Origin of the sequence: Chryseobacterium koreense CCUG 49689, from assembly GCF_001045435.1 — a bacterium.
Lineage (GTDB): Bacteria > Bacteroidota > Bacteroidia > Flavobacteriales > Weeksellaceae > Kaistella > Kaistella koreensis.
The window spans coordinates 165732-177589 of record NZ_LFNG01000001.1; the positions used below are offsets into that span (position 1 = coordinate 165732).

At 41.5% G+C, this 11858-nt stretch carries 11 protein-coding genes; all 11 read left to right on the top strand.

Going from position 1 to position 11858, the window contains the following annotated elements:
• Positions 1–31: 31 nt before the first annotated feature.
• The 11 genes from nuoF to ACM44_RS00785 all read left to right on the top strand — a co-directional run bounded on the left by nuoF (position 32) and on the right by ACM44_RS00785 (position 11852).
• Positions 32–1387 carry an NADH-quinone oxidoreductase subunit NuoF gene (nuoF, locus tag ACM44_RS00735; RefSeq protein WP_048498178.1) on the top strand — a complete coding sequence of 452 codons (1356 nt, stop codon included), beginning with the start codon at positions 32–34 and terminating at the stop codon, positions 1385–1387.
• A gap of 48 nt (positions 1388–1435) precedes the next feature.
• Entirely contained in the window at positions 1436–2284 is an 849-nt protein-coding gene (locus tag ACM44_RS00740) for a hypothetical protein (RefSeq protein ID WP_048498179.1), read from the top strand.
• A 36-nt stretch (positions 2285–2320) separates the two neighbouring features.
• Positions 2321–3358: a 2Fe-2S iron-sulfur cluster-binding protein gene (locus ACM44_RS00745; protein ID WP_048498180.1), complete on the top strand. Its 1038-nt coding sequence runs from the start codon at positions 2321–2323 to the stop codon at positions 3356–3358.
• Positions 3359–3388: 30 nt separating this feature from the next.
• Complete coding sequence (nuoH, locus tag ACM44_RS00750) at positions 3389–4462, top strand: NADH-quinone oxidoreductase subunit NuoH (protein ID WP_048498181.1); 1074 nt, start codon at positions 3389–3391, stop codon at positions 4460–4462.
• Between the two features lie 297 nt (positions 4463–4759).
• Positions 4760–5332 (top strand): NuoI/complex I 23 kDa subunit family protein, encoded by a 573-nt coding sequence (locus ACM44_RS00755; protein WP_048498182.1) that lies wholly within the window; start codon positions 4760–4762, stop codon positions 5330–5332.
• Positions 5333–5827 (top strand): NADH-quinone oxidoreductase subunit J family protein, encoded by a 495-nt coding sequence (locus tag ACM44_RS00760; protein WP_048498183.1) that lies wholly within the window; start codon positions 5333–5335, stop codon positions 5825–5827. It abuts the gene before it with no gap.
• A gap of 4 nt (positions 5828–5831) precedes the next feature.
• Positions 5832–6161, top strand: coding sequence for an NADH-quinone oxidoreductase subunit NuoK (gene nuoK / locus ACM44_RS00765; protein ID WP_048498184.1), 330 nt, complete (start codon positions 5832–5834; stop codon positions 6159–6161).
• A gap of 7 nt (positions 6162–6168) precedes the next feature.
• Positions 6169–8064: an NADH-quinone oxidoreductase subunit L gene (gene nuoL / locus ACM44_RS00770; RefSeq protein WP_048498185.1), complete on the top strand. Its 1896-nt coding sequence runs from the start codon at positions 6169–6171 to the stop codon at positions 8062–8064.
• A gap of 3 nt (positions 8065–8067) precedes the next feature.
• The gene (locus ACM44_RS00775; protein WP_048498186.1) at positions 8068–9561 is read left to right on the top strand and encodes a complex I subunit 4 family protein; all 1494 of its coding nucleotides are present in this window, start codon (positions 8068–8070) and stop codon (positions 9559–9561) included.
• A gap of 130 nt (positions 9562–9691) precedes the next feature.
• Positions 9692–11071, top strand: coding sequence for an NADH-quinone oxidoreductase subunit N (locus ACM44_RS00780; protein WP_048498187.1), 1380 nt, complete (start codon positions 9692–9694; stop codon positions 11069–11071).
• Positions 11072–11255: 184 nt separating this feature from the next.
• Complete coding sequence (locus ACM44_RS00785) at positions 11256–11852, top strand: TetR/AcrR family transcriptional regulator (RefSeq protein WP_048498188.1); 597 nt, start codon at positions 11256–11258, stop codon at positions 11850–11852.
• Positions 11853–11858: the final 6 nt, after the last annotated feature.

Here is an 11858-nt window from a genome sequence, read left to right on the forward strand (position 1 = left end):
TCGCGAGCCAATTGCCATAAGCATAATTAAAATGAGTAAAAAACTTTTACTTAAAGACGCACACATAGAGGGAATCCGATATTTCGACGTTTACCGCAAACAAGGCGGTTATGAAGCGGTAGAAAAAGCACTGAAAATGACGCCGGAAGCGGTGGTGGAAGAAGTGAAAACTTCCGGACTTCGCGGTCGTGGCGGTGCAGGTTTCCCCACGGGAATGAAATGGAGTTTCCTCGCAAAACCCGAAGGAGTTCCCCGCTATTTGGTGGTAAACGCCGATGAATCGGAACCGGGAACCTTCAAAGACCGGTATTTGATGGAATTCATTCCTCACCTTTTGATAGAAGGAATGATTATTTCCTCTTTTGCATTGGGTGCAAATACATCCTACATCTACATTCGTGGTGAATATTCATGGATTCCCGATATTTTGGAAGAAGCCATTGATGAAGCCAAAAAGAACGGATTCCTAGGAAAAAATATTCTTGGAACCGGATATGACCTGGAAATCTATGTTCAGAGAGGAGCCGGCGCATACATTTGTGGGGAAGAAACTGCCCTTCTAGAATCCCTGGAAGGAAAAAGAGGAAACCCAAGGCTAAAACCGCCGTTCCCTGCTGTGAAAGGTCTTTGGGCTTGTCCGACTGTGGTCAACAACGTGGAAACGATTGCCGCCGTGGTTCCGATTATCAATATTACCGGAGCTGAATATGCCAAAATTGGTGTTGGTAGATCTACCGGAACCAAACTCATTTCTGCCTGTGGAAACATCAACAAACCAGGCGTTTACGAAATAGACATGACCATTACCGTGGAAGAATTTATCTATTCCGATGAGTACTGCGGTGGAATTCCGAATGGCAAAAAACTGAAGGCCTGCATTCCGGGAGGTAGTTCTGTGCCTATACTTCCTGCAAATCTACTGTTGAAAACCATCAACGGAGAACCAAGATATATGAATTACGAATCTCTTGCAGACGGCGGTTTCGCAACTGGAACAATGATGGGTTCTGGCGGATTCGAGGTACTGGATGAAGACCAATGCATCGTGGAACATACGATGACTTTGTCAAGATTCTATGCGCATGAAAGTTGCGGGCAATGTACGCCGTGTCGTGAAGGAACGCCGTGGATGTACAAGATTTTAAAGAAAATTGAAAGTGGAGAAGGAACTTCTGCCGATATTGATTTGCTATGGGATGTGCAAAGAAAAATTGAAGGAAATACGATTTGTCCACTCGGTGATGCAGCAGCTTGGCCGGTTGCAGCAGCAATCAGACATTTCCGTGATGAGTTTGAATGGCACATCAACAATCCCGAGTGCCTAACCAGAAATTACGGATTGGCCAATTATGCAGACCCCATTCCGGTGGCTGCAAAAACAGAATAATTGCGGAATATAAAGAAACAGAGCCTGGGAGTTCAACTCTAAAGATATATGAAGAAAATTTTCGCGGTTTCGATGTTGTTTGGAGGATTATATTCCTCATTCGCACAAAACGAAAACTCAGTAAAACCTGAGCAATACAAGGAAGTAAAGAGTCCATTGACCAAAAAAGGACAGATGTTTGTCTTTTATGGCTGGAACAGAGGAGCGTTCACCAATTCAGATATACATTTTTCGGGAAATGGGTATGATTTCCAGCTACAGAGCGTGGTTGCACATGATCGCCCCACGAAGTTCGGCTTGGTATATTTTGATCCGGCGTGGTTTACCGTAACACAGTACAATTTCAGATTGGGCTATTTCATCAAGGATAATTTGGCTATTGTTCTTGGAATTGACCACATGAAATATGTGATGGATCAAAACCAAACCGTGAAATTTTCAGGAAATATTTCGGATCCGGTTTATGCAGGAATGGTTCAAAACGGACAGGTCAATTTGGCGGATGAAAAATTCCTTACTTTTGAACATACAGACGGTCTGAATTATGAAAATATAGGTATTGAAAAATACCGGTCCATTTCCAATAACAAAAATATCGACATAATATGGAGTTATGGTGGCGGATTAGGAATCATGTTTCCAAAAAGTAATGTGAAACTTTTCGGAAACGAAAGAAGCGACCGTTTCCACGTTGCAGGATTTGGAGCAGATTTAAGAACCAGCATTAATGCGGTATTCTGGAAGCATTTTCTGGCAAGAGTAGAAGTAAAGGCAGGTTATATCAATATGCCGGATATCAAAACCACGCTGAACAATAAACCCGACAAAGCAAGTCAGGATTTCATGTTCGGACAAATTATGGGAGGTATTGGATATACCTTTAACACAAAGAAATAATTTAAGCAATAAGCCATAAGCTAAAAGCTAAGAGATATGAGCGAAGAAGTTAAAAAATTCAAAGTAACAATAGACGGACAGACCACCGAAGTGGATCCTGGAACTTCCATATTGGAGGCAGCTCGACAAATCGGCGGAAAATCTGTTCCACCTGCAATGTGCTATTACAAACCCCTGGAAGGAAGCGGCGGAAGATGCCGAACCTGCTTGGTGGAAGTTTCAAAAGGTTCTGAAGCAGATCCGCGACCCATGCCAAAACTGGTGGCAAGTTGCCGAACCACTGTGATGGATGGAATGGAAATAAAAAACAGCACTTCCGAAAGAGTTCTGGACGCCCGCGAAGGAGTCACCGAATTCTTGCTGATCAACCACCCACTCGATTGCCCGGTTTGCGATCAGGCAGGAGAATGCCATTTGCAGGATTTGGGCTATGTTCACGGTCTGGAAGAAACCAGAACTGAGTTCACCAGAAGAACCTTCGAACCGGAAGATATCGGCCCATACATCAAATTGAATATGAACCGATGCATTCTCTGTGCGAGATGTGTTTTGGCAGCCAACCAATTGACTGAAGAAAGAGAACATGGAATTTTGTTCAGAGGAGACCATGCGGAGATTTCTACTTATTTAAATAAAGCACTGGAAAACGATTTCATCGGAAACGTGATTGATGTTTGTCCGGTTGGTGCTTTGACTGACAGAACTTCGCGCTTCGCCAGCAGAGTTTGGTTCACCAAACCCATGAACGCACATTGCGAATGCGATAAATGTTCCGGAAAAGCAGTTCTTTGGATGAAAGGCGAGGAAATAATCCGTGTCACCGCAAGAAAAGACCAGTTCGACGAAGTACAGGATTGGATCTGCAATGACTGCCGTTTCCACAAAAAAGACTTGAAACTATGGACTGTGGAAGGTCCAAGACATATCGACCGACATTCAGTGATTTCACTGAACCACTACGAAAAACCGGAAAACATGATCTCTATGCTCAACAATCCGGATGCGAAAGAACTAAGTCCCAAAGACGAGGAGAAATCACGAAAAGGAATCGACGAAAATTTTTTATTGATGTAATGACCGACTGAAAAGTCAATTTTTAAAATAATGGAATTAATCACTTTTAAGATCATACTGGTTCTCGCGCTATTTTTATTGGCACTCACAGTTGCCGCATATTCCACGTGGGCAGAAAGAAAAGTTGCAGCAATTATGCAAGACAGAATCGGGCCGAACAGATCCGGACCATTCGGGATTTTGCAACCGCTTGCAGATGGTGGTAAATTTTTCTTTAAAGAAGACTTTACTCCTGCACAGGCGGAAAAATTCCTTTTCGTGATAGGACCTTCATTGGTAATGTTCATTTCGCTGATCACCGGTGCGGTAATTCCTTGGGGAAAAACCCTTAATATTGGCGGAACCTCTTTTGATTTGCAGGTTGCGAATATTGATATCGGCGTTTTGTTCCTCATTGGAATGGTGTCCATAGGTGTTTATGGAATTTTGCTCGGAGGTTGGGCTTCCAATAACAAGTTTTCCCTCATTGGTGCGATCCGTGCGAGTTCGCAGATGATTTCCTATGAATTGGCGATGGGATTGTCTTTGTTGGCGATCATCATGATGGCGGGATCACTTGATCTGAAAATCATTGTGGAACAGCAGACTCACGGAAAAATCTGGGGAATTATCCCGGAAGTTTCGGGACTGAACTGGAATATTTTTTATCAGCCTTTGGCTTTTATCATCTTTTTTGTGGCGGCTTTGGCGGAAACCAACCGTGCACCTTTTGATTTGCCAGAATGTGAAAACGAGTTGGTAAACGGTTACCACACCGAATATTCCTCCATGAAATTGGGACTTTATATGTTCGGGGAATATGTGAACATGTTTATTTCCAGTGCGTTGATTACGGTGCTGTTTTTCGGGGGGTATAATTTCCCGGGAATTGACTGGGTAACCGAGAATTGGGGAGAAAATGCTGCAGGAATCTTGACTATCGTGTCTTTCCTGACGAAGACTTTCTTTGGAATTTTTGTGTTCATGTGGATAAGATGGACATTGCCAAGATTTAGATATGACCAGTTGATGCATTTGGGCTGGAAGAAGTTGCTTCCTTTTGCATTGCTGAATTTGATGTTGACGGCAGCAATCATTTTGGCTTATAATCATTTTGTGGCTTAAAGGCTTGTTTGAGGCCTGTCTGCCGACAGGTAGATTTGAAGTTTAGAGTTTGAGGTTTGCCATCGATAGTTTAATAAGTGACCAGTTGGTAAAAAAGCAATTTATCAGATGTCACGAAAAAATAACCTTCGAAAGGAAAAACGACAGTACTTGATAGCCCCGATTGTAGCGTAAATCCCGCAGTAGCGTGGGGATTGGTGATGGACGAGGAATTGCAGCGGAAAGCGGGACCGGACTTGAAAAGAAGCAACCCGTGTGTTGCTCCTAATAAATAAGAATTAAAATATATTTCTGAAAATGAAATTAACAGATAGATCAAAAGTGGTTTCCAACAAGAAGATGACGTTTGGTGAGCGGCTCTATATTCCTGCGGTCCTGAAAGGGATGGGAATTACGATGCGGCACGCGGCGAAATCGGTTTTTGGAGACGGTGTTGCCACGATTCAGTATCCTGAAGAAGTTAGGCCGAGAGTGAAAGTTTGGCGTGGACTCCACGTGTTGAAACGCGATGATGAGGGCAGGGAAAGATGTACTGCTTGTGGACTTTGTGCGGTGATTTGTCCTGCGGAAGCAATCACGATGACCGCTGCGGAGCGTACCAAAGACGAAATGGATCTCTACCGGGAAGAAAAATATGCCTCGGTTTACGAAATCAATATGCTGCGATGTATTTTCTGCGGATTGTGTGAGGAAGCTTGCCCGAAATCTGCGATTTACCTTACAGACAGACTGGTTCCGGTGGAAGAGAACCGCGGTAGTTTTGTGTATGGAAAAGACAAGCTGGTTGAAAAAATTAACGAGCGAATCGACGTTTCCGAAAGACAAACCGAGTTGCAGAGAGAATCATTGGAAAAAAAATCACTGAAATAGATGGAACAGCTGTTATTTTTCTTTGTCGCATTTTGCGCGGTGGCAAGTGCCGTTTATTTTGTATTTGCCAGAAATCCTTTGTATGCCATTTTAGGACTGATTGCAACGATGTTTTCGATCTCGGGAATGTATATTTTGCTGAACGCGCAGTTCCTGGGAATTGTGCAGATCATAGTGTACACCGGTGCAATCATGGTGTTATTCCTTTATATTTTGATGATGCTGAATCTGAAAAAAGAAGATGAAGCCAAAAAGCAGAACCTGATGAAGTTCATCGGAATTTTTTCTGCGGGCTTGCTTTTGGTAGGAATTCTGGGAGCCTTCAGAGGACTTAAATTAGGGACTGTCACCGGAAACATAGACGGAAGCGTGGGTCTGACCAAAAACTTGGGAAGATTGTTGTTTAATGAGTATGTTTTGCCTTTCGAATTGGCTTCATTGCTTATTTTGGCGGGAATCGTGGGCGCAGTTTTAATCGGTAAAAAAGATTTGTAGAATTATGGGAGAAGTTAGTTCATTTATACAGACTGTTCCGCTGGAATATTTCCTTATTCTGTGTTCGGTTCTTTTCAGTTTGGGAGTTTTGGGAGTTTTGATCAGAAAAAACGCCATCATCATTTTAGGTTGTGTGGAATTGATGCTGAATTCTGTTAACCTTTTGCTAGCAGCTTTTTCAAGCTACAAAGGCGACGGGAACGGACAGATTCTGGTCTTCTTCATCATGGTTGTGGCAGCCGCGGAAGTGGCGGTGGGATTGGCAATCATCGCGATGATGTACCGAAACACCAAGTCAGTGGATGTGAGTATTTTTAATAAATTAAGAGGATAAATAACGGATGGAAAATTTAGTTTACGCAATTATACTTTTGCCATTGCTGGGATTTTTGTTCAGCGGATTGTTGGGGAAAAAACTCCCGAAAACAGTTGTTGGGGCAGTTTCTACTTTGGTGGTGTTTGTATCTTTCTGTCTTTCTTTAAGTATCTTCTTAAAGTTTGATGCAGCTACTCCACCGAAAATCATTCGTCTTTTTGAATGGTTCCGGTTCAATGGAGTTCAGGTGAATTTTGGATTTCATATTGACCAACTTTCACTCATGATGATGTTGATCATCACCGGAATCGGTGCGTTGATCCACCTCTACTCTATTGGTTATATGTGGACAGACAAAGGATTTCACAGGTTTTTCTCTTATCTGAACCTGTTTATTGTCTCCATGCTAATCTTGGTGATGGGAAGCAATTATCTCATCATGTTCATCGGCTGGGAAGGTGTTGGATTGTGTTCTTACCTGCTGATCGGTTTCTGGTACAAAAACTTGGAATATGGTGCAGCCGGTAGAAAAGCATTCATCATGAACAGAATTGGTGATCTTGCCTTCATCATCGGGGTTTGTCTGATTGCTTATCACACCAATGCGGTGGATTATCTTTCAGTAGCTCAGAACTCTTCGAAATTTCAGTTAGACTCACCGATTATCATTTTCATCACTGCCAGTTTATTCATCGGAGCAGTGGGGAAATCGGCCCAGATTCCATTATTTACCTGGCTTCCGGATGCAATGGCTGGACCAACTCCGGTTTCTGCATTGATCCACGCCGCTACAATGGTTACTGCGGGAGTTTACCTCTGTGTTCGTTCCAATTTCCTTTATTCATTGGCACCAACTACGATGGACGGAATCCTCTTCATCGGGCTTCTAACGGCTTTGGTGGCAGCATTTATTGGCTTAAGACAAAACGATATCAAAAAAGTTCTCGCCTATTCTACAGTTTCTCAATTAGGTTTTATGTTCGTGGCAGTAGGAGTTGGCGCATATACTGTGGCAATGTTCCATTTGATGACGCATGCATTTTTCAAAGCCCTTTTATTCCTCGGTTCCGGTTCTGTGATTCATGCAATGAGCGGCGAACAGGACATGAGATTGATGGGTGGTTTAAAAGATAAAATTAAGATTACCCATATCACTTTCCTTATTGGAACTCTTGCGATTTCAGGATTCCCATTCTTTTCGGGGATGATTTCTAAAGATGAAATTTTGGCAAGTACTTATGGAAGAAGTCCAATTCTCTGGGTAATTCTCTTCCTTGTCGCGACTTTAACGGCGATTTATATGTTCCGTGCCTATTTCCTTACTTTCTACGGCGAATTCCGAGGAACTAAAGAACAGGAGAAACACGTTCATGAAAGTCCTTCAAATATGACTTTGCCTCTAATTGTACTTGCAATTTTGTCCGTAATCGGCGGATTGATCAACCTTCCGCATTTTATTGGTCACGGAAATTGGGCGAAGTTAGACCATTGGTTGAAGGGAATTTACGTTTATGATGTGGAACTTCCGGAAGTGGCATTTAATACCGAAATGATACTTTTGACTTTGACCGTGCTCATGTTTTTTACAGTGTGGTTTATCGTAAGAAATATCTACGTGAAAAAAGGCAAAATGGCACTTGAAGATTCCAAATATACCGGTTGGGAAAGACTTTCAAACAGAAAACTGCTTTTAGACGAATTCTACAACGCCACTTTCGTGAAGTTTGTGGAAGGACTCGGAATCGGTGGAAATATGTTTGACAAGGGAATTCTCAACAAGTTTGTGGAATTCATCGGCTGGGGAGCTGAAGATTCGGGGCGAGCCGCGAAGAGAATCCAAAACGGAAATGTGGAAAATTATGTCCTCATCATGTCTTTGGCCATCGGAATTATCTTAATTGTTAACTTTTTATTACAATAATAAATGTCGTATCTGTTATTAACATTACTGCTGCTGCCTGTTGTAGGTTCGTTGTTGGTGTTCGCGTGGAAGAGTCCCGCAAGTAAATTTTTGGCATTGGGAATTGCGTTGGCTGAAATGTTTCTCACATTCTTCATGCTTTCAAGTTTCGATTTCAAGCCGACTGTTGATGGAGTTTTACAGTACGAGATCAATTATCCTTGGGCTACTTTCATCAAGAGCAATCTTCATTTCGGGATAGACGGATTGAGCATGCTTTTGCTTTTGCTGACCAATATTTTGTCTGTATTGATTATTCTTTCTTCGTTTAATCAAAAGCCAGGTTACAGAAATACCTATTATGGTTTGATGCTACTGATGCAGTTCGGCTTAATCGGTGTTTTCACTGCTTATGACGGATTGTTGTTCTACCTTTTCTGGGAAATCACTTTGATTCCGATTTGGTTGATTGCCGGAATTTGGGGGCAGGAGAGCAAAAAAATTCATTTTACCACCAAGTTCTTTGTCTATACATTCGTAGGTTCATTGTTCATGTTGCTAGGTTTAATCTATGTTTACACGAAGTCCGCTTCATTTGAACTGACCGATCTGTACAACGCAGATTTGAATTCTATGGAACAGACGGTGATTTTCTGGTTCATTTTCTTCGCATTTGCGGTGAAACTTCCTATTTTTCCTTTCCATTCCTGGCAACCGGATACTTACACCTATTCGCCTACCCAAGGTTCAATGCTGCTTTCAGGAATTATGCTGAAGATGGCGGTCTATGGACTATTGAGATATTTGTTGCCCATTGCACCAGAACCAGTTCTTGGAATTTCCGGACAAATCGTGTTGGTCTTGGCGATCATCGGTGTGGTTCACGGAGCATTGATCGCGATTATCCAAAATGATTCAAAGCGATTGGTAGCCTACTCTTCCCTTTCACACGTTGGTTTGATGACTGCGGGAATCATTGCTTCTGCCATTTTGACGATGGAGGGAACTTTCACTATTTCAGGTGGAGAAGGTGCTATGGTTCAAGCTTTTGCTCACGGGATCAACGTGGTTGGACTTTTCTACTGCTGTGATATTCTTTACAAAAGATTCAAAACAAGAGATATCCGACAAATGGGTGGCTTGGCAAGAGTTGCTCCAAAATTCGCCACATTATTTATGGTGATTTTGTTGGGAGCAATCGCACTTCCTGCTACCAACGGATTTGTGGGTGAATTCATTTTGATTAAATCCATTTTTGATTATAGCGTAATTGCTGCAGTAATCGGGGGTACTACCATGATTTTCTCCTCTGTTTACCTTTTCAGATTTTATGGAAAAGCGATGTTTGGCGAAGGTGATGAAAGCATCCTTTCTTCAGCAAGCGATTTATCAGGCGTGGAATTTTCGGTATTGGCCAGTTTGGTAGTATTTGTAATCCTCCTCGGACTTTTCCCGCAACCGATTATTGAAATGGTGCATGAACCTTTGAAGTTTATTTATTCGTCAATGGTTAAATAGTTTTAAAAAGAATAGAAATTTAAGAAATTAAGGAATTAAATCAAATCTGCCGATCGGCGGACAGGCTTCAAACCTCAAACAACTTGAACCTTGAAACCTGAAACAATTCCAAACAAAAATATTCAACTCAATGAGCGTATTAATTATTGTATTCCTTACCGCGATTGCCGCCTTGTTTGCGGGCGTTTTTGAAAAGGGGAAATTTTCAAGATACATTGGTATTTTGGGTTTACTCATCGCATTTTATGTGAGTTACCTTACAGAATGTGAGTTCTTTAAACAATACCTTTCCATGTTTGAATTTGGTGCCAATGCAGCTTTGTTCACCAAAATCTCAATCGTGATCACGCTTTTGCTTTTCTTTTTGGGCGGATTCGCATTCAGCAATCACAGAAGCCACCAATCAGAACTCTATGCGTTAATGCTGTTTTCACTTTGCGGTGGAATTGTATTGTTCAGCTTTCAAAATTTGGTCACCTTATTTTTAGGAGTAGAAATCCTTTCAATTCCGCTTTACGTTTTGGCAGGAGCAAACAAGACCGACCTGCGTTCCAATGAAGCCTCCATCAAATATTTCTTGATGGGTGCCTTCGCAACCGGGTTCTTACTGTTAGGGATTGCATTGGTTTATGGCAGTTCTGGAAGTTTCGATCTTTACAAAATCCACGAATTCGGAATCGCAAATACAAAAGATTTAATGTTCACGATGGGTGCGATCCTCATGCTTTGTGCTTTGGCTTTCAAAACCTCCATGGCGCCGTTCCACATGTGGAGTCCGGATGTTTATCAGGGTTCACCATCGCTGATCACGATTTTCATGATGTCCGTGGTGAAAATCTCCGCATTCTATGCTTTCTTTAAAATCATGACAATCGGATTCACTGGAATCACCGGAGAATGGATCAATATCATTGGCGTGCTCATTATCATCACTTTGTTCCTGGCAAATGTCATGGGGCTTGCTCAGAGCAATGCCAAAAGAATGTTGGCCTACTCTTCTGTTTCGCATGTGGGTTACATCGCATTGATTTTCTTCGGCATGAACAGCTTGTCTGTTTACAATCTGGCTTTTTACTTGTTCGCCTATTCATTGGCAACAGTTGGTGTCATGATGTGCCTGATCTGGGTAGAAAAACTGAAACGGGAAACTTCTTACAGCGCTTTCAGCGGCTTAGGACATACCGAACCTGTTTTAGCGGTAACTGCCGCAATTTCATTATTGTCAATGGCAGGAATTCCTTTAACAGCAGGATTCATGGGGAAATTTGCCATCTTTGCACAAGCCATTGAAAAAGCCCCATTCTTGGTATTGGTAGCCGTTTTAGGTTCCGCTCTTTCCATCGCCTATTATTTAAGGATTATCATGGCGATGTTCTTTCCGAAAGAAAGCAGTTTCAAGACCACAGAAAAAGTGACATTGACTTACAATATCGTTGCGGTTTTTATCGTGGTTGCGCTAATTGCAATTGGTATCTTCCCGGATTTGTTTGCAAAACAATTTGGATTATAAGAATTAATTCTTCAGAATATCGAAGCCGCCTCCATATCGAGGCGGTTTTTTTTGTTTGTATTTTATTAAAATAGGCAGAATCTACATTAAATTGGCTGAATCAAAATAAATTTTAATCAAATGATTAAATATTTTGTTTAAATCAAAATTTTAATTGTACCTTTGACTGACCAAAACAAAAAAAATGGAAAATCAAGAACTTTCCACCGAAGATAAAATCTTGCTCGCTGCCTCGAAAGTCTTTACAGAAAAGGGATTTTCAGGAACACGAACCAGAGATATCGCAGATGAGGCCGGAATCAACTTGGCATTATTGAATTATTATTTCAGAAGCAAAGAAAAACTTTTTGATCAGGTAATGAAGGTAAAAATCGTTTTACTATTCGGTCAGATTCTTCCAATAATTACTAATGAAAAAACCACGCTCGAGGAAAAAATTGATTTGGCGAGCCAGAAGTATTTTGAAATTCTATCAAAAAATCCAAATCTTCCCCTATTTGTCATCAGCGAAATTCAGAAGAAAAACTCAGATGTGAAATCGCTGCTCCCGATTGAAAAAATACTGAAAAATTCAGTCATCATAAAGCAAATCAAAGAAAGAAAGCCAGAAATTAATCCATTTCATCTGTTGTTTAATTTTTTGAGTATGACGATATTTCCGTTCGTCGCACGACCGATTATTTCAGGATTTGACTTGATGAATGACCAGGAATTTCATGAATTTGTAAAAGACCGTAAAACTTTGATTCCGATTTGGATCAAGGCAATGATTAATTCCTGATTAACA